Origin of the sequence: Wolbachia sp. wLmal (assembly GCF_049435495.1) — a bacterium.
GTDB lineage: Bacteria > Pseudomonadota > Alphaproteobacteria > Rickettsiales > Anaplasmataceae > Wolbachia > Wolbachia pipientis.
Map to the genome: position 1 here is coordinate 190,817 of NZ_CP185405.1, position 22,517 is coordinate 213,333.

Consider the following 22,517-nt stretch of genomic DNA (forward strand, 5'->3'; position numbering starts at 1 on the left):
TCTCTACATACCGTTTCAATACAGCCAGGTTAAGGAATCTATTTTAAAACTTTCGGCATATAGTTCTCATCATGTTTTGCAAACACTGTATCTGCAAGAAAAGTACTATTATCAAACATTTTACCTTGCACAACAACACCACTTTTTTCTGAAAACATTGGTGGAAGTATTCCCTGATATTTCACCATAACGCTCTTATTAAAATCTGTCATTTGAAAAATCACTTCACTTTCGTTGCGTATCACGCTATTTTCAACAACCATTCCACCAACACGGATTAGTTTTTGACTATTTGGTAAAACTATTGCCTCACTTACTGTATAGAAAAATGAGATATTTTCTTTGAGCGTTGTTAAAATAAAAAAAACTGCACAACTTAAAAAGCAGAAAATTCCTGAAGTTATAAGTAATCGCTTATGTTTCTTCTTCATGATTATCTTTCAGGCTTTCTAGAATTTTTTTACTTTTAGTATAACAAAAAATGGTAAAAATTAGCTCTCCAGCAATCAGCGTGAAACTAATAAGGTAAGCAAAAATTACATATGTATTCATAATGCATTATCAATAAATAACTCACCTGCATCAAAATAAATTAAGCTTCCATCCTTTTGCTGCAACACCAATTTACCACTTTTATCTATATCAGCAAAAATTCCTTCATACAATTTGTCAGCTAACTTTACACTGATTTGCTCATTCACTTTGAATGCTTTTTTTAACCACATTTCTCTTATAGCATAAAACCCATCAAGTAGCCATTGCTTTCTTAGCTTATTAAAATTTATTATTAATTTCTTTAACAGATCTATGTTAGACACAGACTCACCGTAATTGCTAATGCACGTTGTTCCTGGAAGTGGTGCATGACTGACATTAATTCCAATTCCTATAATGAGCCAATTCGAATTGGATCTTTTTTCAAGCAATATTCCACTTATTTTCTTGCTATCGATTAGAATGTCATTTGGCCATTTATACTGGAGATTTAGACCACTTATAAATGACAGTATAGCATTTCCAACAGCAAGAGCAGTAACAAAAGTCAATTCTGTTAATTTGCTAACTTGATTCATTAAACCTCTTTCTATCATCCCAGTATTTTCCCCAGTGCTTGACACATAACTATGCGAACATTGCAATTTGCAGGTGGTATGTGGTGTCATTCCAGTGCGTGACACTGGAATCCAGTTCTTATTACACAGTTGCCTGATGTGCCCATTTGTAATTAAGTTTTCTGGATCCCAGTGCCAGGCTACTCGGATGACATCATCCTTGGTGGGAATACCACAACGTTTGTACAGTTGTGTGCTTGACCATTCTTCTTGATTTCTAGATTCCAGCGTCACGCGCTGGAATGACACCGAAAGCTGGCTTTCATTCAGATAATCGTTAAAGAGGTTTATTACCAAACTTGCATAAAAATTACCCTCTGGAGAAATCCAGTTTTTTCCGGTGCGCCCCCTGCCTTCTGTTTGTTTATCAGCAACAATAATAGTTTCATTTGATATTCCTTTATCAATTAAATCCAACGCTTCTTTATTAGTGCTTGAAACTTTTTTGTAATGATGAATATGAAAACCCTCAGGGGTCACCTTGTCAGCCCTTTAGTTCAATGAGTGAGTAAAACGTACAAGAAAAGAACGAGGTTGATCAGCGAAGCCACCGAAGTGATAATGAATAGGCCCTTAGAATAAGCAACCTTATTACCACTAGCTTTATCGAAATACATAGCTTTTATAATATTTAGATAATAGTAACACGATACAACACTCGCCACCACAAGGGTCAAAGACAGGCTGATAAAGCCAGAATTTATTAAACTTTTGAATATAAAAAATTTAGCGATAAAACCTGCAAGTGGAGGTATTCCCGACATCGAGAGTAACAGTACAGAAAGATGAAATGCTACAATTGGGCGTTTCTTCCCTATACCAGATAAATTTGCAATATCACAATCGTCATCGTCAATTTGTACAAGATATGAGAATAGCCCTATGCTTGTGATGATATATATCACCAGATACATTAAGGCACTATCTGTTCCTGCTTGCGTAAAAATAGAAAGTGAAGCAAATATAAAACCAATGTGACCAATTGAACTGTAAGCAAGCAGCCTTTTTAAGTTTTGCTGACGTAAGGCCCCAAAAGCTGAGATAAGCACAGACAATGCTGAAACGTATAAGAAAATAGGCTGAACATAACTTTTTACATTTACTAACTCTTCATTCATCAATCGAATTAAAAATGTTACAAGTGCAGCTTTTGGAGCTGTAGAAAAAAACGCAGTTACTATGGTAGGTGCACCTTGATAGACATCTGGAGCCCACATATGAAAAGGAGCAATAGCAAGCTTGAAACACAAACCAATAAGGATAAAAACTAACCCAAAAACTATTCCATAAGTTATCTGATGGCTTTGCAAGAATGAACCGAGCTCAGAGAAATTGACTTGTCCTGTATATCCATAAAGCAGCGACATTCCATATAGCATAATGCAGGAAGATAGTGCACTAAGTGTAAAATATTTCACTCCTGCTTCACATGAATAAGCTGAATCTTTACTAAAGCTCGCAAGAACATACAAAGATATACTCATCAACTCAAAAGCTAAATAAAAAGAAATCAGACTATTTGCTGAAACCAAAGTTATCATACCAAATAGCGCAAAAAGAATCAGTATTGAAAATTCATATTTATAGTCATATTTTGATAAATTCAGCATCAAAAGTATTAAAATTCCTGTGCTGAGAATTAACCCTTGGGCTGACCTGATGTATAAATTGAGTTTTAACAACGAATTAAAGAGAAAAATTTCATTGTTTTCTGCCGAAATAATTAAAATAATCAAAGTTACCACTGTGCAGCCAAGTGCTAATAAGTTGATAGTTCGGCGGTTAAATATAATTCCAAGCAGTAGCAACACTAACGAGGAGATAATAGAGAACGTTTCCGGCAATATCTGTATATAATTCATAGCGCATTATATTTGACTAACAAATTTGCCATACATGGCTTCAAATAATTCAGTGCAAGGGTTGGGTAGAATCCAAGCAAAATAACAAACACTGCAAGCAAAATTAAGACAGAAAATTCTATTTTGTCCAAGCGATTATTCAACAATTTAGAATAGCTAACCCCCCATATTATTTGCTTACATAAATTCAGCATATAAACTGCGCTTAAAATAGTGCCAAGTGCGATAAATCCTGTAAAAAACCCTATGCTCTTAAACATCCCAACCATAGCCAAAAACTCACCTGCGAACCCAGATGTTCCAGGTAGCCCTATTGAAGCCATTGAAAACAAAATGAACATAAAACCAAATTTTGGCATTGTATTTACTATGCCAAAATACTTTGCAATCTCCAAAGTTCCAGTTCGAGTATATAGCATTCCAACACACAAAAATAAAGCAGCAGAAATAAGGCCATGACTAATCATTTGAAATATGCTACCCAGTACTCCTTCCTCACAAAATGAAAAGAGGCCAGCAGTAACGATCCCCATATGTGCTATTGAAGAATAAGCTATTAACTTCTTTATATCATCTTGAGCAAACGCAACTAGAGAAGCATATATCACCGCAATAATGCTCAGCACAACAACGAAATTTGAAAAATACAAACTTGCCTGAGGAAGCATTGGAATAGAAAACCTTAAAAATCCATATCCCCCCATTTTAATAAGCAAGCCAGCTAAAATCACAGATCCAGAAGTTGGTGATTGCACATGCGCATCAGGAAGCCAAGTGTGAAATGGAAACATCGGTACTTTTATTGCAAAAGAAATAAAAAATGCAATCCACAGCAATGACTGCACTTCAAGATCAAGGCTTGGCACTAATGTAGCTAACTCTTGTATATTAAACGTCCCAAAAATGCTATAGATGTAAACCAGTCCAAGTAGAAATAATAATGAGCCAGTTAATGTATAAAGAAACAACTTAAACGTTGCATATACCCTGTGTTTTCCTCCCCAAATGCCAATAATAAAGAACATTGGTATTAAAACAGCTTCAAAAAACACATAAAAGCTTATAGCATTCAGTGAAATGAAAAAACCGACTACAAAACTCTCAAGTAGTAGAAACAATGCCATATATGGACTGAGGGTCGTATAACTCATTTTGCAGTTGTAGAGTATACAAATTACAAACAAGAAAGTTGTAAGCAGAAGGAAAAGCAACGATATACCATCTATCCCTATTCCAACATTTCTAATTGGGTAGCTGACAAACTGAAAGTCCGCATTGTTATAATCAAATTCTATACAAGCTACAATGCTAAGCAAGAATGGAAGTACAGCAAAAAATAGGGCAAGGAATCTTAGGTGTGTAGATTGATGATTAATCCTGATTAAAGATAAAATCAACGCTCCTATCAGTGGAAGCAAGAATATACTAAGTAACAACACCTTCTATTTAGTTCCAATAATATATAAAGCACCGATTATTAAAGTAACAAACATAATAAATGCATAATCAAATATATAACCAGTTTGCAACTTTATAGAACTTTTTGAACATTCATTAACCAACCTTACAATACCATTTGGCCCAAATGAATCAATAGCCTTAACATCAAACTTCCATAGAAGCCTAGACATAAACCTTATCGGTGCAATGATAACAAACTCATACACCTCATCAAAGTACCACTTATTCTGCAAAAACTTAAGTAAAAATTTACTCTTAATTTGCCTAATTACTTGATATTGGTAAATTAGGTACGCAAGTGCTATTCCACTTAGGCTTGCTAAGGTTGGCAGTAGTTTTATAAAGAAATTATGAACTCCATGCTCATCAATAACTACTAAACTTGATTTCCAAAACGCATTACTAGTTATGTTCAAAATATTTGCTCCCCACACTCCAGAAAATACCGAACCAAAAGCAAGTATCAGTAATGGTATAAGCATAATCTTTGGTGCCTCATGTATATTAATTTTACTTTGTTTTTGGCTGTGGAACACAAGAAGCAATAACCTCCAAGAGTAAAATGCTGTGAAGAATGCAACAACTAAGCTTATTACAAAAGCAAAGCTATCCGTGCTATAAGCATGTTCAATTATCAAATCCTTTGAGTAACAACCTGCAAATGGAAATATTCCAGAAAGTGCAAGAGATCCAATCCACATGAGAGTGTAAGTGCAAGGGATTTTCTTCCAGCAATTTCCCATTTTCTGAATGTTTTGCTCATGATGCATTGCATGAATTACATTGCCAGCACCAAGAAATAGTAGAGCTTTAAAAAAAGCGTGTGTCATTAAATGAAAAATAGCAACATTGTAAGCAGAAAGCCCACATGCCATGAACATATAACCAAGTTGACTGCAGGTTGAATAAGCAATTATTTTTTTTATATCATTCTGAGTAATCGCAACGGTGGCTGCAAAAAAAGCAGTGAGTGCTCCAACGATAACTATTAATTCTCGTGCCACATTTGATAACTCAAACAATGGAGAACACTTTGCTACTAAAAATATACCTGCTGTTACCATCGTTGCTGCGTGAATAAGTGCAGAAACAGGAGTTGGCCCTTCCATTGCATCTGGCAACCAAACATGTAAACCAAGCTGTGCAGATTTACCCATACAGCCAATAAAAAGTAATATGCATATTATATGAATTATTTTAAATTCACAGCAGAACACACGAATGTTTTGAGTGCCAAGAAAATCAGTTGTATCAAATATATATGCAAATTCTAGAGAATTAAATGTGTAATAAATAAGAAAAATTCCAATTAATAGTGCAAAGTCTCCTACCCTATTCACAACAAATGCTTTAATTGCTGCATTATTTGCAGAATATTTTTGGAACCAAAATCCTATGAGTAAATAAGAACATAGGCCAACCCCTTCCCAGCCAAAAAAAAGCTGCACGAAATTATCGCTTACAACCAGCACAATCATGCAAAACGTAAATAGCGATAGGTAGGAAAAAAACCTCGACTTCCCCTTATCATGCTCCATATAACCGATAGAGTAGAGATGTACTACCAGTGAAACGGTGGTAATAACAATAAGCATTAAGGATGAGAGAGCATCCACACTAATTGCCCAATTTACTTTTAAGATGCTCAATGAAAACAAAGGAAATAAACTCAAGTGATAATTTTCAGAGAAGGTGAGAAAAACATACCAAGATAAAACTGCAGATATTCCAATCCCCGCCGTTGTAACTAACTGACTTTTTCTAAAAAGTGCTGCAAATAGCGAACCAAAAAGTGGCAAAAATACTATTAATTTCAGTATATCCATCATACTTTCATTTTTTCATTAAATTTGCTTGTTCAACATCTATATTGCCACGGCTTCTATAATATACAACCAATATTGCAAGCCCAACTCCTGACTCTGCTGCCGCAACAGTCAACACAAACATCACAAAAATTTGCCCAACTATATCATTCATAAAGGCAGAAAAAGCAACTAGATTGATGTTAATCGCCAACAATAATATTTCTATTGATAACAATATATTGATTATGCTCTTACGGTTGATGAAAATACCGCACACCCCAACAGTGAACAAAATAGCAGCAACTATCAAAAAATGATTTAATCCTATTTCCATTCCACTCCTTTTCCAAATTTAGCCTTAACCAATTTTACAGATGAAGATTGCGTCAATTGCTTTAATACATTCTGTTTTTTAACTCCTTTTTTCTTGTCCTGCAAAGTAAGAGCAATTGCACCGACAATTGCAACAAGTAGCAAAATTCCAGAAAGATGAAAAGCGTACATGTAGTCAGTGTAGAGCAAATTACCGATAGCTTTCACGTTATTGGCATTATAGTTTATAACATTACTTATATTCAGCGTTGAGCTGCGGATTACAAAACTGATAATCAAAAAAAACACACCACACAATATAGCACCAAGAGTGAAATGCTTCGCAAAACCCTGGCGCAATCTTATGTAGTCAATATCGAGCATCATAACTACAAAGAGGAACAACACTGCAACTGCACCGATGTATACTATCAGTACCATCATAGCGATGAATTCAGCTCCAAGGAGAATGAAAAGCACTGCAGAGTTAACGAAGGTGAAAATTAAAAATAATACTGCATGCACAGGATTTCTTGCACTAACTACGCATACAGCAGATAAAATGCTAAGAATTGCAAAAAAATAAAAGAAAAAAGGCATTGATACTTTAACTGCAACAATAGTTACTAATTTAAAGTGACTATCGTTGTAAAGTCAATATTATATTAAACGTTTGAAAACATTGTACTACAAAGCTCCAGCTCCAGCTCCATTTTAAATTATTATACAGAGCGCTTTCTAAGTGCTTAATCAATGCACTAAATCCTTAATTTATCAATATATAATATGTGTATGTTAGTAATTAATGGCGGCTCAAAATGTACAACATATTTGGTTATTTTAAAAGCAACAATAGTTCTAACGCACAAAGTAGCAGACTAGATGGAGAAAGTTATCAATACACCACAAGAGACTATATGACAATTTACTTTAATAACACACTAGCAAGTTTCAGTAGATCATTGAGAGAATTTAAAGAAAAAGCGTATGGATTCATGTATGATATCGGAACTTGGTTGAAAGAAACATATGAAAATCTCACTGAACGACCTGCAACGCATAATCGCTATACCCCAAAAGAAAAACCCCTTGTTGAAGTTGAAGAAATAGAAATGAAGGAACTAAACCGTACATATAAGCCATTCCAAACTCCACTTATCTACCCAACAAGCAGAAGTTCTGGTGCCAATACCTCAAATCAAGTTGTTGTTACTCGACATACACCTGAAACTACTAAAACAAAATAGATGTAAAACCTACGTTTAAATATGTAGTACTTGAGTGAAGCATTCTTTAACTGTTCTATTCAATAAAACCTTTACAATATTTCAATCATAGGTTTAACTTTACGAAGTTATAATCTATAGGGCTACGATGAACGATTATCTCTCACTGCTAAATCCAGAACAACAATCAGCTGTAACTAACATAGATGGATCGGTTTTAATATTGGCAGGAGCCGGAACCGGAAAAACAAGAACGATTACTTCAAGAATAGCACACATAATTAGAAATGGTCACGCTTATTCTGATGAAATATTAGCTGTTACATTCACAAATAAAGCAGCAAATGAGATGGTATCAAGGGTACTTGAGCTAACGGGCACAAACATACCATGGCTTGGCACTTTCCATGCAATTGCAGCAAAAATTTTGCGCCTGCACGCAGAAATTGTGGGCTTAAACCCCAATTTTACAATCATTGGTGTGGATGACCAATTACAGGTAATAAAAAATATTATCAATGAAATAAGCCCTGATTACCTATCAGAAAAATGTAAGACCATTATGAATATTATTCAGCAATGGAAAGAGAAGTGCTTATTGCCATCTGAAGTGGAAGATATTCAATCATTTAGGCCAGTGTACGTAACTGCACTCAAAGTCTATCACCAGTATCAGGAAAGGTTGAGATTCCTTAACTCTGTCGATTTTGGTGACTTATTGCTATATAACATACAACTCTTTAATCAAAAGACCGAAGTTCTGTCCTACTACCAAAACAAGTTTAAATATGTCATGGTAGATGAATATCAAGATACAAATGCGATACAATATCTTTGGCTAAAATACCTTGCAAAAGAGCACTCAAATATTTGCTGTGTAGGAGATGATGACCAGTCGATATATAGTTGGCGTGGTGCAGAAGTTGAAAATATTTTGAAGTTTTCTGATGATTTTAAAAATGCAAAAACCGTTAAACTAGAGTGTAACTACAGGTCAACATCCCACATACTTGCAACTGCGTTATATGTTATCAATCACAATAAGACTCGCTTAGAAAAAAAATTGTGGACAACAAACATTGAAGGGGAAAAGGTAAATCTAATAAAATTATGGGACGGAAAAGCTGAAGCAAGGTTCATAAGCGAACAGATATTAAAGCTCAATAAATACAGATTTAGTGACATTGCAGTGCTGGTAAGGGCCACTTTTCAAACTAGAGTTCTCGAAGAGTATTTTATAAAACATTCAATTCCCTACAAGATTATAAGTGGCGTAAAATTCTACGAACGTCAGGAAGTCAGGGATATAATTGCATATTTAAGACTCGTTACAAACAATAACGATGACTTAGCTTTCGAAAGGATCGTAAACCGGCCAAAAAGAAGCATAGGAGCTACAACTCTAAAGAAAATATACACGACTGCTCAGGATAACAAAATTTCTTTTTTTGAGGCAGCAAAAATATTAGTTAATAGTAATCAAGTAACCGAAAGAATTAAACTCTCACTAAATGATTTTTTAAATAAAATTAAAGCTTGGGAAGAAATAGTAAGCGTAAAACCACCGCATGAATTCGTTAAAATCGTAGCAAACCAATCAGGGTATATTGAAATGCTTGAAAATGAGGAGGTAACAGGCTTAGCACGAATAGAAAATGTCAAGGAGCTCATCTCATCTTTAAAAAATTTCGATAATGCCACAACTTTCTTGGAGCACATAAGTTTGGTGATGGAAGTGGATAATATGAATAACGATGACACCGTATATGTTATGACTCTTCATGCAGCCAAAGGACTTGAATTCCCGTGCGTGTTTCTACCTGGTTGGGAAGAGGGATTATTTCCTCATCAAAGATCTTTTGATGACAAAAGTGGTAAAGCTTTAGAAGAAGAAAGGAGACTCGCATATGTTGGCATAACCAGAGCCAAAGAAAGGTTAATCATTTCATGTGCAGATAGGAGGGAAATTAACAACCAGTGGCAACCGATGCGCACTTCTCGGTTCATTAAAGAATTGCCAAGAGAAAATGTTGAGGTAATTAAAAGCAACATTGCCTACTGTTGAAGCTATAATTGCAGATAAACATATCTTACAAATCTGAATTACTTTAACTATATGTTTCTCCTGGCAAAAATTCTGTAACCGTTCACACTTAATTCTTCAATCTCATACCAATTTCTATTACATAACAAACAAATAGACAATAGAAGTGAGAAGGTTATACTAAGGCAGTATAATGATGGAGTTTTGGAATGGCATTGGTATCAAGTTGCAATTTTAGCTTACATTGTGCCAATCTTTCTTCAATTGCTGCTCGCATAAATTCTGCCTGTCTTTTAGTTCTGCAGTGCACTATCGCATCATCCACATATCTTTCAAATGGTACTGTTGGGTGATTTTGTTTCATCCATATATCAAATGCATGGTGCATAAATATGTTTGAAATGATTGGGCTTATTGAACCTCCTTGCGGAACTCCTTTTTTCCCTAACTACCTTACTGCCATCTGCTTGCTGAATAGGGGATTTCATCCACCTTTCAACATACAGTATGACCCATTTGCAGTCTGTGTGCTTCTTGATAGCCTGCAGTGCTAAATTGTGGTCCAGATTGTCGAAAAATCCTGTAACATCAACAGCTTTCTTGGTAACCGTATCCTGTCTCCAATAAACAGCGGTTTTGCTATGTATCCTTGATCAGCAAAAAACTTACGTAAAGTTGGAGCCTTGTATTTAGCTTGAGTGAAAAGATTTAGAGCACCATCACGATCTTGAACACTTGCACTATGAACATCAGCCGCAATAATTAAGCCCACTGTATCTACAACAATATGACGTTTTCTACCCTTTATTTTTTTCAGCATCATATCCTCTGGATCCCCTTTTTGAGTGGTTTTTACTGATTGACTGTCAATTATTCCTACTGAAGGTGTTTCATTTTTACCAAACATTTTTCTTACCTCTTTTACTAGCATATTATGTATTTTTTCCAATTTGCCATTACTACGTCACCTGAGAAAATAGTCATACACCGTCTTCCATGGAGGAAAATCTTTCGGCAGCATTCTCCATTGACAACCACCTCTCATTATATACCTTATTGCATTAATAATTGTTCTGATATTGTGCTTTCTTGGCCTCCCTATCTTTCCTTGTGCAACATGTGGCTCCAAAATTTCCCATTCCTTATCACTTATATCACTTGGATACAATTTTCCCTCCTATTTTTTACTTACACTATCATATTTTTTCCTCATTCCTTTTCAAGACATACTCTTAGACAACTGGACGTCAAGCCTATCCTAGTGCTGCATATCAAGCTCATACTCAGTATGTAAATCTTTGACTAAAGCTACAGCGCATTCTTTTTGAACAATTATACTGATTTTGATTTCAGATGTTGTGATAGCAAGTATTTCTATCTTTTTTTCGCTTAAAACCTTGAGTGTGCGGTGCATCACTTCAGCGTTAGACATAACACCAATACCAATTATTGAAATTTTAGCTACATTATCGTTTATAGCATAATTTTCATTCTTATTCAGTGACTTTTCCATTAAATCAATATCAAATTTAGAGATAACAAAACTTGACCCATGTATCATATCAATTTTAACGTTTGCTCCTGCTATGTCTCTTAAAGTACGCAAGTTATTTGCAAGGTTAGTGAAAGTTACAAGAGCTTCATTAGTGCTATAAGCTATTCCAGTAATTAAGTATCTCTCTAGTACCTCCCTTTTGTGTAGCACTGTGGTGCCTTCTACTTCCTTAAAAGTGGATAGCACTTGCACTTTAATGTCATGTTTCATTGCAAGTTGTACTGAACGATTATGCAATATTTTAGCACCAGATGACGACATTTCCAACATTTCATCGTAAGAGATAAATTTGAGCTTGCGTGCCTTTGGAACAATTCTCGGGTCTGCTGTATATATTCCATCAATATCAGTAAAAATTTCGCAAGTTCTAACACCAAAGGCTACCGCGAAGGCAACTGCTGATATATCAGAGCCTCCTCTTCCAAAAGTAGTGATTCTATCATCATTTATACCCTGAAAACCAGCAATGATCGCAGCAGTATAACCCTCAGCAAAAGATCTTTTCACACGTTCAATCTTTATTGTTTTTATTTTAGACTCAGAATAAAAATCATCAGTTACAATTGGTAACTGCCAGGCAAGCCACGATTTAGCATTAACTCCGATCGATTGGAGAGTGATAGCTAATAGACCGCAAGAGATTTGTTCTCCTGCTGAAAGCATAACGTCATACTCTGATAACTCTTGTCTATAACTTAAATTTGAGATTTGCCTAGCCTGAAAAACCATTTGGTCAGTAAATCCTGCAACAGCAGATACAACAACGATTACATTACAACCTTTCTCAATATCGTTTTTTATCAAATTTGCAACTCGGTTTAAATCAGTTAGCGAAGTCCCACCAAATTTTTTTATGATTATTTTGTCCATAGTTACAATATAACTCTCTTCTGAAGAAAAATATAGTTTTTGTAGAGATAGCAGCTTGCAAGCCGTTCAGAAAAGGGAAGACAAAGCTATAGCTAACGCGTCATACCACGATTCATTCCATAGCTGTACGAACATTCATTTTTGAAGGTAAATTGCACAGCAAATGGTGTCATCCCAGTGCCTAGACACTGGGATCCAGAAGACTTAATTTCAACCAAGTGGCTGCATAATAAAGGCTGGATTCCAGTGGGCTTTGTTGCATCGCTACTTATGAAAGGCTAACTATAGTTAGGATTATAAGCAACCTATTGAAAATCTTGTTTTTTTGCAATCAATCTGATCAAATTTAAGAATAGTAATTTGTTATTTATATTAATAAATTTAATTCTATTGAAAATAGCTAAAGCATTGAAATTCTTGAATTTTAGCCGGATTGGTAAATGGTAGTGAAATTTCTTTTACTCAAATTTAGGTATTCACTGACCGTTCTTGTTATAAATACCAGAATAATAAGCTACTGATATTCCCTATCTTTTTTATCTTTAATCCATCATAGCTAGCGATGCAACAAAGCCCACTGGGATCCAGAAAAATTGATTGTGCACTATACAACATTTTCGATCAAACCAGTGTCAGCTACTTGCATGACATCATCTGCTACACACTTGGATTACAAGAGGAGAATTCTGAAACAACAAGTTTCAGGGAAGTCTTATGCAAAATCTAGCATTTACGGAAATTATATTATTTTTATGCACTCTATGGTTTTTATAATCAATGGAGAGTGTGATATGACGTTAGATGAACCTTTAGAAGAATCACTCATAAACAATAATGATTTTGTAAATGCTCTATTAGCAAAGCTCAAAGCAGGGGCTGATGATAATGGTGTTTATACTAAAAAAGGTGTGGATGATGAGTTGAAAAAGAAAGCTGACACAGCCGCTCTAACTAACAAAGCTGACAAGAATTACGTCGATACTGAGCCAGGAAAGAAAGCTGGTGCAGCTGATCTAGCCAACAAAGCTAATACTGCAGATGTTTACACTAAAACTGCTGCTGATACTGCTTTTGCTAAAATCAATGCTTCCAACCTTATAGAGGCAGTAAACAAAAAAGCTTTCGCGAAAGCTATACTTCCTGCAAAAGACGGCGACAAATCAATTCTAGTGGATAAATTAGGAGAATTCCTTGATAACTCTACTGACAATAAGTATGGTGCCAAAAGTGATCAAACAGCAAAGGTGTTCTTAGGAGGTAAAGGGCTAAAGGGAGATCAAGGAAACACCGGGCCAAAAGGAGAGAAAGGGGATACTGGTCTTAAAGGAGCAGATGGAACAAGTCCATCAGCTACTGAAATAGCTGCTGAGAAAGCCTTACAAGAGCATGTAACAAAGATAAGCATAGAAAGTCCAGAATTTAAAAGAGCTGTGCAAGAGGAAATGTCACAACCGTATTTTGAGCCTCCAACAAGTGATGATGCTGCACTTAATTGGACTTGGTAATCCAGCGCTAGATCCAAGTAGTCACGCTACTTGGATAACAGGATAGGGAAACTGGGATAACATTCCGCTACGTCATTCCAGCGCGTGACCAGGTCTTTTTAGCTATCATAGGATGACAGAAGCAGACACTCCACTTTGTCATTCCAGTGCCTCCTTCTCCTGTCATCCCAGTGCCCAGACTACTTGGATCCAGGAAAAAGAATGGTGTCATCCAAGTAGCTGACACTGGGATCTAGCAAGCTTTGCTTGCAAATAAGTCTAATACGCGTCGCGTTTTATGCCAAAACACAATTGGAGTTACATGCAAAATAGATCCCAGGGTCAGCTACTTGGATGACAAAAAAAGGAGCACTGGGATGACGATTGTCGTTTAGCCATAAATGTTTAAGAAATTTACCAAATAAAAAAAAGGCAAAAGAAGCCCCGTGGTTATTATCCGCTTTAAAATATTGGCGTTTTTTATGTTTTAAACGCTTGACAAGCAAGATTTAGCTGCTTTTAATTGCAACTAACCTACGCTGCAAATGTTTAAGAAATTTACTAAGCAGAAAAAAAAGACAAAGAATCCCCGAGTTAGCTAGTCTTTTACTATCTCTGTCGAGTATTGGCATTTTTTGATGTCTTGTAACGCTTTATAAGCGCGTTCAGCTTATTTAGATAAAAATCTAGATGTAGATGAAGTTTTGTAAAGACATACAGTATCTATATACTGCAAAAAATTGAACATAAGACGCCGATACATTAAGTAATCCTTACCTTTTAATCTGCAGATTGGCGAAAGCAAATACAATAGCTCCACTATCGTGATAAGGGCGCTGGCGAAGGGTGTCAAGCAAGTTTTTTCGTTTCTATGTTGTCAGCTACTTGGATGACACCACATAAATTAATAAATAGGAAAATTACTACAAATCCTTTCAACTTTAGTTTTTACTGCTTTTTCGACACTTGAGCTATTTCCGCTGATTAATCCTTGAATTACTTCATTTATTAGATCAGCTATCTCCTTAAAATTTTCTGCCTCAAGTCCGCGTGTTGTCTCAGCAGCGGTGCCAAAACGGAGCCCTGAAGTGATGGTCGGCTTTGCTGTATCAAATGGTACAGAGTTTTTATTACAGGTAATACCGGCTCTCTCAAGGCTATCTACAACGTCTTTTCCAGTTAATTTCTGCGATCTTAAGTCAACTAGCACTATATGAGAGTCAGTGCCACCGGTTATAATGTCGAGTCCATGCTTTTGCAATTCTTGAGCTAGTACTTTCGCATTTTCCACGACTTTCTTGCTATAAGTTTTAAATTCTGGCGCCAATGCTTCTTTAAATGCAACAGCTTTTGCAGCTATCACATGCATAAGTGGCCCGCCCTGCAATCCTGGAAAAACTGCAGATTGAATTTTTTTGTGTAATGCTTCATCATTGGTCATCACTATTCCACCACGAGGACCACGCAAAGTTTTGTGAGTTGTGGAAGTCATAACATGTGCATATTCAGCAGGAGACGGATATTCACCTGCTGCAATAAGCCCTGCATAGTGAGCAATGTCTGCAAGCAAATAAGCACCAACTTTATCTGCAATTTCGCGAAAGCGTTTGAAGTCCATTTTTCTCGGATAAGCAGAAGCACCAGCTATGATCAATTTCGGTTTATGCTCCAGCGCCAGCTTTTCTATCTCATCCATATCCAGCAAGTAAGTGTCTTTATTCACTGTATATTGAATTGACTTAAACCATTTACCAGAAAGGCTTGGTGCCGCACCATGAGTTAGATGCCCACCGCAACTCAGTGATAATCCAAGTATTGTATCGCCTGGAGTAAGCAGTGAAGCAAATACCGCCTGGTTTGCCTGAGAACCAGAATGAGGTTGAACGTTTGCAAATTTAACACCAAACAACTTACAAAGTCTTTCTATAGCCAGACTTTCAATTTTGTCCACATGCTCACAACCACAGTAATATCTTTTACCTGGATAACCTTCTGCGTATTTATTAGTCAGAAAAGAGCCTTGTGCCTCCATTACCGCTTTGCTTGCAAAATTTTCTGATGCAATTAATTGCAATTGTGATTTTTGGCGTTGTAATTCTTTTTCTATAGACTGATAAACCTCGTTATCAAAAGACTTTAAGCTATTTTTAGAGCCACAGATTTTTTTTAAAACACTCATCATAGATCAAACCTCGCTTTAATTTTAAGATGCACAAGCAATTTTAAGACTGCTTATCCTGCTTTTTTAACCATAAGAGCCCAAAAACAGCCACCAGCAAACATACAGGAATAACTGATGTTGCTTTTATCAGCAATTCAGCACCATACACAGGATTTCCTTGTATTATTGTTCTATCCCAATACAAATCTACTATTTTTGCGATCCCAGTGTGAAAAAAATAGCCAAAAACCATAATTATCATGTTTGACACAGCTGTAGCCAGGCCTACTAAGTTATTATTTACATAACTTATCGCTTTGTAAATGGTAACCACCTGATATCCAGATGTGAAGCCAATAATAAAAAGCGTAGGTAATACAACATACAAGCCACCAATCTGAGTAAAAAGCAAAAGAAAACTAGCGATCATTGCAAATGAGCATGCAATTATTACTTCATAATGCTTATTTTTATATTTTTCCAATAAATAAGCCAAAGAGAATGATCCTGTTAACATTCCTATCAATATTACGGAAGAGAGAGAAGATGCCAAGTCTTCATTCATTTTATATACTTCAAAAAAGAATGCTTTCACCCAACCATCGGCAAAACCTTGCATTGGACCGACCATGAGTCCACCAAAAAAGCTAATTAGAATAATATGCTTGTTGAAAAGTATGTTTTTTAAGTCTCTAATGCTAACTTTTTCCTGTTGAGCATTGCTTTCAGGCGTTACTAAGAACAGCAACAGAGCAAGTAAACACCCAAATGCTGAGAATGTATAGATAACATAATTCCAGCCAAATTTATCGAGTAAGAAGTCTAAAGGTAACCCGCCACATATCCCTCCCAAAATTCCTATAATTACAGATAAGCTGGCCATTCTTGCTGATTTTTCTTGCGCAAAATACATGCTTGCAACTTTAAAGATTCCAATTGCCGAAGCGGATGACCCAATTCCCACAATTATTCTTCCAATTATTGAATAACTCCACTCATCAAAGCATATAAGCGGTAGTGTTCCGGTAAATGTCAAAACGGTACAAGCAGGTAAAACAAACTTTGGTCCAAATCTATCAAGGAAAAGACCAATAGGTATATGAGCTAGCGTATAGCCTACATAGTATAACCCACCAAACTGGCCAACATCTGCAATACTTATGTTAAATTTTGTTATTAATTCAGGCGCAATTATGTTTGGAATTACGCGTAATATATATTGGTATGCATAAAACAGTGACGCCAACAACCAGATTAAAAAATTCCTCTGCAATACTTTACCCCAAAGCTAGCATTATAGATACTCTGTTTATAGAAAACAATATTTTTATGAATACTTATTTTAATTTACCGGAATTTTATACAGTTGAACTCATAGCCAACATAAGTAGTTTATGCATTAACTAAATTTTCCAGGTTCAAGTTTGGATGATGGAAAAAGTTCACTTTTTCTATTTTTAAAAAAGACCTTTTATTTTACTTATAATTTTTTCTACCATATCTACAACTGGCTCATGAATAAGGTATATGAAAAAAATTACACCACAAATGATAAGTATATTTATGATTTTACCCTTATTCATCTTTATCTTGAGCTTCACTTTTGTTACAAGATCCATTTTATTTATGTTTTTATTTCATGCTGACAATTATATCTTAAATACCATAATTTTCAGTAAAATTTGACTTCAGAAGTATTCTATTAATTCAATATTAACCTTTTTATGTGTAAAATAGTTAATATAATATTAAAGCAGGCTGATGAATATAAGCACGATAGATAATACGCTGCAAAATTACATAACAAAATACATTGAACAAACATTCGCTACACACGTGCTAGGCAATAGATACGACAAATTGTATAGGAAACTTCTAAGTGGTATAGAAGAGATAATAAAGCTTGCTGTAAATGAAGCAAAACACTACGATGAAAATTTAGAAGATCTATATAACGATTCAAGATTTAATAAGAAATTTATTCAAGCTGTTGCTAAACATCAGGTGTCGGAATTTTTAAATACTTATCCGAAAAGAAAAGAAATTGTTGCAGAATTTTACAATGAACATCACATTAACGAAAGTGATTTAAAGACTCTGGAAAAGGGGAAAGATTTAGTAAATAAAATAAATAACATTAACTTACTGCAACAAAATGAAAAAAATGAGGAATTCAACATTAGAAAGACACTTGCTCAATCAATAAAAATGCCTTCCATAGAAAAACACAAGTTAGAACATTCAAAATAACCTTGGCGAAGTATGGCAAAATATACAACTTATGGATAGTCTATTTCATTTTAACTCCTGGCACGCTTTAGTAATACTATAACATCCAATTTCTAATTGTTCCTGAGAGGTTGCATAAGAAATTCTGATAAAATTTTCTAGACCAAATGCAATTCCTGGAACCACAGCAACCAAATGATCTCCCAGTAAGTATTCAGTAAAATCTAAATCATTATTTATTATCTTACCACTTTTTGTGCTTTTACTGAGCAATCCTTCACATGAGACAAATAAATAAAACGCACCTTGTGGAACAGACGCTGATAATCCCAGGGCAGAATTTAGCTCTTTCACCATAAAATCTCTACGACTCTTAAAAATCCTTGTTCTTTCTTTCAAAAAACTATGATCACCGTTTAATGCTGCTGCTGCTGCTGCTTGTGCTATCGAATTTGGATTAGAAGTGCTTTGAGACTGCAGCGTAGAGATAGCTTTTACCACATCACTTCTACCTGCAATATACCCTATTCTCCAGCCTGTCATTGCATAGGCTTTTGATACTCCATTGACTACAAAAACTCTATCATAAAGCTTCGGCTCAACCTGAGCGATAGTAAAAAACTTTTCGTCGTATATTATATGCTCATAAATATCATCTGTAACGACATTCATATGTGGATATTCAAGCAATATTTGTGCTATGTCTTTCAATTCATCACATGTGTACACAGCTCCTGCAGGGTTGTTCGGTGAGTTAAGAATTAACCATTTAGTTTTTTTAGTTATCCTGCTTTTCAATAATTCCGCTGTCAGTTTAAAATTTTGTTTGCATTCTACTACAACTGGCAAGCCGCCAAAAAGACTTACCATATCAACATATGAAACCCAATAAGGAGCTGGAATAATAACTTCATCTCCAGAGTTAATTGTTGCCATGAACAAATTGAATAACACCTGCTTAGCACCTGCACCAACACAGATTTGGTTAAGCGTGTACTCGAGGTTATTATCCTTTCTTAACTTATTAATTATTGCTTCTTTCAGCTCACGCGTTCCATCAACAGCAGTATATTTAGTCTTACCTTCACTTATTGCTTGAATAGCTGCTTTTTTTATATGATCTGGAGTATCAAAATCCGGTTCTCCTGCAGCTAAAACACAGATCTTTTTTCCTTCATTTTTCAACTTATTTGCCTTATCAGTTACAGCAATCGTAGGTGATGGTTTTATTAGGGACATTCTTTTTGCAAGGTCTGACATATCTTACTGAAGCTAAATTCAAATGATAAACCCCGTACAACAAAAAAGCTAGAATTTTGTGTATTGTATTAGTAGCTTTTTACCAGGTTTACCAACGCAGCAATATTTTCAACTGGAGTATCAGGGAGTACTCCATGTCCGAGATTAAATATGAAGGGTAAATCTCTAAAGCAATCTATTATACGTTTTGCTTCTTTGATTGCTTCCGTTTTATTATAGGCTAAAAGATTAGGATCAAGGTTTCCTTGTAGAGGGATGTTTAGATTCGCTTTCGCCCATTTTATTGGAACATTATAATCTATACTTACTGCAGATACACCTGTTCGTTCGCAGTAATCTTTATAAAGATTTCCAGCAGACCTTGGAAAACCTATTATTGGAAAATCAGAAAATCTATCCCTTATTGCCAAGATAATTCTCTTTGTTGGTTCGATAACATATTCTTTAAACAATGGTTCCGATAACGCACCAGCATTACTGTCAAATAGCTGAATAACATCTGCTCCAAATTCTATCTGTTTAATTAGATAAATAATCGTTACTTCCGTTATTCGTTCAATTATTTCCTTCAAACACGAAGGATAAAAATTTAATACTTTGGAAAAAGTTTTGCTGCTCCCACCTTCTATGATGTATGAGGCTACTGTCCATGGTCCACCAGCAAATCCTATGAGAGATTTTTCTTTTGGTAATTGGCTTCTGACTTTTTTTATAGCGTTTAGAATTAGTAAGGTTTTAGTTTCAATTTCTTGTGGACCCTTCAATTCCTTAGGACTTTCCACGGGTTTTATTATTGGACCTACACCGCGTACGAAATTCACGTCACAACCCAAAACATCAGCTATTATTAAAATGTCTGAAAAAATTATCGCCGCATCCATGTCAAATCTTGTCACCGGCTGTAACGTCAATTCTGTCACTAAATCTGTGTTGTAGCATATCTCCATAAAATTATTCATATTTTCTACTGCTTTGCGGTACTCAGGAAGAGACCTGCCAGCCTGACGCATTAGCCAGATAGGCACTCTTCCACCCGGATTATTTCTCTTAATAATTTTTGCTATTGTTGTTTTGCCGCTTTCCAATCTATTCCATTTATTCTTTTGTATATCAAAGTATAGCAATAATAATAGTTCTATCAATAACTTGTTACTAACTTAAAATTCAGTAAAAATTGGCGTTGTTCAACTTGTGGATAAATATGTGAGTAACTTTCGTATATTATTGATTTTATGTTATGATTTATGTGTATAAGTAAGGTGTTTAGAGTGTTAGTAATTTTCTTTTATGGAAAATACTTTACCATCATGCATTGTTACACAACTATGTATATGTTGTTGAAAAAGTTGTTGATCAATTGTTGGTATTTTATATCAACAAATAATTCACAAATTAATTTGACATTATTCACATGCTTATTAAACATTTAATAACAGTTTTCTTGATAAATCTAATCTGAAAACGTTTTTGCCATTACAGGGAATAAATTGAGTAAAAAAAGAACCTTAGTAGAAAAAATAGCATATAGAATTTTTCTCTTCCTTTTCAAAAAAGCTTCTGTGTTGAAAAAGTGTGCGACTGAGGCATTAATGAAAGATCTGCCAGACCTTAATATATTTAATGGTCTATTAAAATTCCGCGATTGTGGTATAATGGATATAATGACTCCACGTACAGAGATATGCGCAGTAGACATTGAGTCAAGCGAGCGTGAAATAATAAAGAAGATAAAAAACACTTGCCACACTAAAATACCAATTTATAAAAATAACTTTGATAACGTAATAGGCTTTTTTTATGTAAAAGATGTTATTTTTAATAGGGATAAAAATTTTAATCTGAAACATATTATACAAAGCGTAATATTTGTTCCACCCTCGATGAAGACAACTAATCTTTTTGTTAGGATGAACTCTTCTAAATCATGCTTAGCTATCGTATTGGATGAATATGGTGGAACTGATGGTTTAATTTCAATGACTGATCTTATAGAGGAACTAATACCAAACATTGATAGTGAAAACGAAATAAATTCAGAATATACCATTACTAAATTGTCTCAAAATAAGTTTGAAGTATCAGCAAGGGCTCTTATAAAAGATATAGAAGAGGATCTAAAAATAGAATTACGTGACCATGAAGAAGACTATGTTACACTTGGTGGTTTGATTCTTTCGATTGCTGGTAAAGTACCTTCTGTAGATGAAGTCATTAAATATAAAAATGGTATGAAGTTTATCATCAAAGATGCAAATGAGCGCTACATTAATAAAATAGTACTAGACTTAAGTGATTACAAAAATTAGATTTGGTACCCCTTGTCGGGGAATGCCTTGACACGAAGAAAAAGTTGTAATAACCAAATATGCAACTCAAGTTATAGTTAAACCTATTTCCAGCAAATTATTTTCGCAAGTATAATGCATTTCAGTGTTATAGTACTCTAATAATAAAGAGGTCATATAGATATTAATATCTTTTGTATTTAAATTAGTGTCATTTTTTTTGATTAATTTGTCTACTAATGATTTGCTTATTGGTTTGTGTTCATTTAGAATTTTTATAGTTAATAGCATTTTATCTTCTGTTTGACTCAGTAAAACAGATACTAGTTCAACTTCCGCCACTGCACTGGCTATAGTTAGCACCATATTAGAAATTATCTTATTTATCTTTTCAATTAAATCTTCCTTATTTTTTGCAGAGTATGCGTCTATTTTCCACGTAAGCTTTACTTTTTTTTTAATAAATAATTTTCGATATTAGATTTGGTCTTATCAAAGCTATAATTATCCATTGAAGAAGAATATGCCTGCTTCATAACTTTATGTTTATATATTAAATCATCGGAGCTTTCTTTAAGAAACAACAACGCTTCCTTCTGCGCATCAGCATCATTCTTATCTATTACTTCAAGCTCTTCTACGCCAAACGTTATTCCATTCATAGAGTTAGCAAAGTCATGAAGCAGCCGTCCTGATAGCAGTTCCGTTATTAACAGTATGTTTTTGGTATTTTCGTTCATTGGATAATTATAAATGATTTAAGTTACCCTATATTGGTAAGTATATAATAGTCAATTAAGAGAAAGTTTCGTTGCACTTTTTATATCAAGGCATTAATATAGTATTAA

General features: G+C 34.8%; 26 protein-coding genes. 5 read left to right on the forward strand and 21 right to left on the reverse strand.

The genetic code is table 11. The features are described from left to right. Positions 1–38: 38 nt before the first annotated feature. The 8 genes from ccmE to ACEL90_RS01075 are packed head-to-tail and all read right to left on the reverse strand — an operon-like array spanning position 39 to position 7,155. Complete coding sequence (gene ccmE, locus ACEL90_RS01040; protein ID WP_264338033.1) at positions 39–431, reverse strand: cytochrome c maturation protein CcmE; 393 nt, start codon at positions 429–431, stop codon at positions 39–41. Next, the gene (locus ACEL90_RS01045; protein WP_423349036.1) at positions 415–552 is read right to left on the reverse strand and encodes a CcmD-like small membrane protein; all 138 of its coding nucleotides are present in this window, start codon (positions 550–552) and stop codon (positions 415–417) included. The genes ccmE and ACEL90_RS01045 overlap by 17 nt, the downstream gene beginning before the upstream one ends. Continuing rightward, on the reverse strand, positions 549–1,592 hold the full coding sequence (locus ACEL90_RS01050) for a biotin--[acetyl-CoA-carboxylase] ligase (protein ID WP_423349037.1): 1,044 nt from the start codon (positions 1,590–1,592) through the stop codon (positions 549–551). The genes ACEL90_RS01045 and ACEL90_RS01050 overlap by 4 nt, the downstream gene beginning before the upstream one ends. A gap of 17 nt (positions 1,593–1,609) precedes the next feature. After that, entirely contained in the window at positions 1,610–2,974 is a 1,365-nt protein-coding gene (locus tag ACEL90_RS01055) for an NADH-quinone oxidoreductase subunit N (RefSeq protein ID WP_423349038.1), read from the reverse strand. Next, entirely contained in the window at positions 2,971–4,413 is a 1,443-nt protein-coding gene (locus tag ACEL90_RS01060) for a complex I subunit 4 family protein (protein WP_423349039.1), read from the reverse strand. The genes ACEL90_RS01055 and ACEL90_RS01060 overlap by 4 nt, the downstream gene beginning before the upstream one ends. A gap of 3 nt (positions 4,414–4,416) precedes the next feature. Next, positions 4,417–6,264 (reverse strand): NADH-quinone oxidoreductase subunit L, encoded by a 1,848-nt coding sequence (gene nuoL / locus ACEL90_RS01065; RefSeq protein ID WP_423349040.1) that lies wholly within the window; start codon positions 6,262–6,264, stop codon positions 4,417–4,419. Between the two features lie 4 nt (positions 6,265–6,268). Next, the gene (gene nuoK / locus ACEL90_RS01070; RefSeq protein WP_423349041.1) at positions 6,269–6,577 is read right to left on the reverse strand and encodes an NADH-quinone oxidoreductase subunit NuoK; all 309 of its coding nucleotides are present in this window, start codon (positions 6,575–6,577) and stop codon (positions 6,269–6,271) included. Next, positions 6,568–7,155, reverse strand: a complete 588-nt coding sequence (locus tag ACEL90_RS01075) for an NADH-quinone oxidoreductase subunit J (protein ID WP_423349042.1) — start codon at positions 7,153–7,155, stop codon at positions 6,568–6,570. Before ACEL90_RS01075 ends, nuoK begins: the two co-directional genes overlap by 10 nt. A gap of 218 nt (positions 7,156–7,373) precedes the next feature. Here ACEL90_RS01075 and ACEL90_RS01080 point away from each other — a divergent pair, with 218 nt between their 5' ends. After that, a complete protein-coding gene (locus ACEL90_RS01080; RefSeq protein WP_423349043.1) occupies positions 7,374–7,802 on the forward strand; it encodes a WD_0964 family protein in 429 nt (142 codons plus the stop codon). Between the two features lie 127 nt (positions 7,803–7,929). Then, positions 7,930–9,846: an ATP-dependent helicase gene (locus tag ACEL90_RS01085; protein ID WP_423349044.1), complete on the forward strand. Its 1,917-nt coding sequence runs from the start codon at positions 7,930–7,932 to the stop codon at positions 9,844–9,846. A 154-nt stretch (positions 9,847–10,000) separates the two neighbouring features. Here the strand turns inward: ACEL90_RS01085 and ACEL90_RS01090 are convergent, their stop codons facing one another. The 5 genes from ACEL90_RS01090 to ACEL90_RS01110 all read right to left on the reverse strand — a co-directional run bounded on the left by ACEL90_RS01090 (position 10,001) and on the right by ACEL90_RS01110 (position 12,468). Further along, on the reverse strand, positions 10,001–10,213 hold the full coding sequence (locus ACEL90_RS01090) for a hypothetical protein (protein ID WP_423349045.1): 213 nt from the start codon (positions 10,211–10,213) through the stop codon (positions 10,001–10,003). Positions 10,214–10,375: 162 nt separating this feature from the next. Continuing rightward, positions 10,376–10,732, reverse strand: coding sequence for a transposase (locus ACEL90_RS01095; RefSeq protein ID WP_316659783.1), 357 nt, complete (start codon positions 10,730–10,732; stop codon positions 10,376–10,378). Positions 10,733–10,789: 57 nt separating this feature from the next. Then, positions 10,790–10,993, reverse strand: a complete 204-nt coding sequence (locus ACEL90_RS01100; RefSeq protein WP_007549940.1) for an IS5 family transposase — start codon at positions 10,991–10,993, stop codon at positions 10,790–10,792. Between the two features lie 90 nt (positions 10,994–11,083). Continuing rightward, a complete protein-coding gene (locus ACEL90_RS01105; protein ID WP_423349046.1) occupies positions 11,084–12,250 on the reverse strand; it encodes an aspartate kinase in 1,167 nt (388 codons plus the stop codon). A 92-nt stretch (positions 12,251–12,342) separates the two neighbouring features. Next, positions 12,343–12,468 (reverse strand): hypothetical protein, encoded by a 126-nt coding sequence (locus ACEL90_RS01110; RefSeq protein WP_256469399.1) that lies wholly within the window; start codon positions 12,466–12,468, stop codon positions 12,343–12,345. 381 nt (positions 12,469–12,849) lie between these two features. Here ACEL90_RS01110 and ACEL90_RS01115 point away from each other — a divergent pair, with 381 nt between their 5' ends. Continuing rightward, positions 12,850–13,755, forward strand: coding sequence for a collagen-like triple helix repeat-containing protein (locus ACEL90_RS01115; RefSeq protein ID WP_423349047.1), 906 nt, complete (start codon positions 12,850–12,852; stop codon positions 13,753–13,755). Positions 13,756–13,822: 67 nt separating this feature from the next. Here ACEL90_RS01115 and ACEL90_RS01120 read toward each other — a convergent pair whose 3' ends face one another. The 4 genes from ACEL90_RS01120 to ACEL90_RS01135 all read right to left on the reverse strand — a co-directional run bounded on the left by ACEL90_RS01120 (position 13,823) and on the right by ACEL90_RS01135 (position 17,514). Further along, entirely contained in the window at positions 13,823–13,981 is a 159-nt protein-coding gene (locus ACEL90_RS01120) for a hypothetical protein (protein WP_423349048.1), read from the reverse strand. Positions 13,982–14,638: 657 nt separating this feature from the next. Continuing rightward, positions 14,639–15,916 (reverse strand): serine hydroxymethyltransferase, encoded by a 1,278-nt coding sequence (gene glyA / locus ACEL90_RS01125; protein WP_423349049.1) that lies wholly within the window; start codon positions 15,914–15,916, stop codon positions 14,639–14,641. Between the two features lie 40 nt (positions 15,917–15,956). Continuing rightward, complete coding sequence (locus ACEL90_RS01130; protein WP_423349050.1) at positions 15,957–17,168, reverse strand: MFS transporter; 1,212 nt, start codon at positions 17,166–17,168, stop codon at positions 15,957–15,959. Between the two features lie 184 nt (positions 17,169–17,352). Then, the gene (locus ACEL90_RS01135; protein WP_006280042.1) at positions 17,353–17,514 is read right to left on the reverse strand and encodes a hypothetical protein; all 162 of its coding nucleotides are present in this window, start codon (positions 17,512–17,514) and stop codon (positions 17,353–17,355) included. Between the two features lie 142 nt (positions 17,515–17,656). Between ACEL90_RS01135 and ACEL90_RS01140 the strand changes: the two genes are divergently transcribed. Next, positions 17,657–18,145: a hypothetical protein gene (locus ACEL90_RS01140; protein WP_006280043.1), complete on the forward strand. Its 489-nt coding sequence runs from the start codon at positions 17,657–17,659 to the stop codon at positions 18,143–18,145. Positions 18,146–18,190: 45 nt separating this feature from the next. Here the strand turns inward: ACEL90_RS01140 and ACEL90_RS01145 are convergent, their stop codons facing one another. Then, on the reverse strand, positions 18,191–19,384 hold the full coding sequence (locus ACEL90_RS01145) for a pyridoxal phosphate-dependent aminotransferase (protein ID WP_423349051.1): 1,194 nt from the start codon (positions 19,382–19,384) through the stop codon (positions 18,191–18,193). 68 nt (positions 19,385–19,452) lie between these two features. Next, a complete protein-coding gene (hemE, locus tag ACEL90_RS01150) occupies positions 19,453–20,469 on the reverse strand; it encodes a uroporphyrinogen decarboxylase (protein ID WP_423349273.1) in 1,017 nt (338 codons plus the stop codon). A 402-nt stretch (positions 20,470–20,871) separates the two neighbouring features. Between hemE and ACEL90_RS01155 the strand changes: the two genes are divergently transcribed. Continuing rightward, on the forward strand, positions 20,872–21,690 hold the full coding sequence (locus tag ACEL90_RS01155; protein ID WP_423349052.1) for a transporter associated domain-containing protein: 819 nt from the start codon (positions 20,872–20,874) through the stop codon (positions 21,688–21,690). Positions 21,691–21,756: 66 nt separating this feature from the next. Here the strand turns inward: ACEL90_RS01155 and ACEL90_RS01160 are convergent, their stop codons facing one another. After that, positions 21,757–22,131, reverse strand: coding sequence for a histidine phosphotransferase family protein (locus tag ACEL90_RS01160; protein WP_158246746.1), 375 nt, complete (start codon positions 22,129–22,131; stop codon positions 21,757–21,759). Beyond that, complete coding sequence (locus tag ACEL90_RS01165; RefSeq protein WP_006280049.1) at positions 22,116–22,409, reverse strand: hypothetical protein; 294 nt, start codon at positions 22,407–22,409, stop codon at positions 22,116–22,118. The genes ACEL90_RS01160 and ACEL90_RS01165 overlap by 16 nt, the downstream gene beginning before the upstream one ends. Positions 22,410–22,517 lie beyond the last annotated feature (108 nt).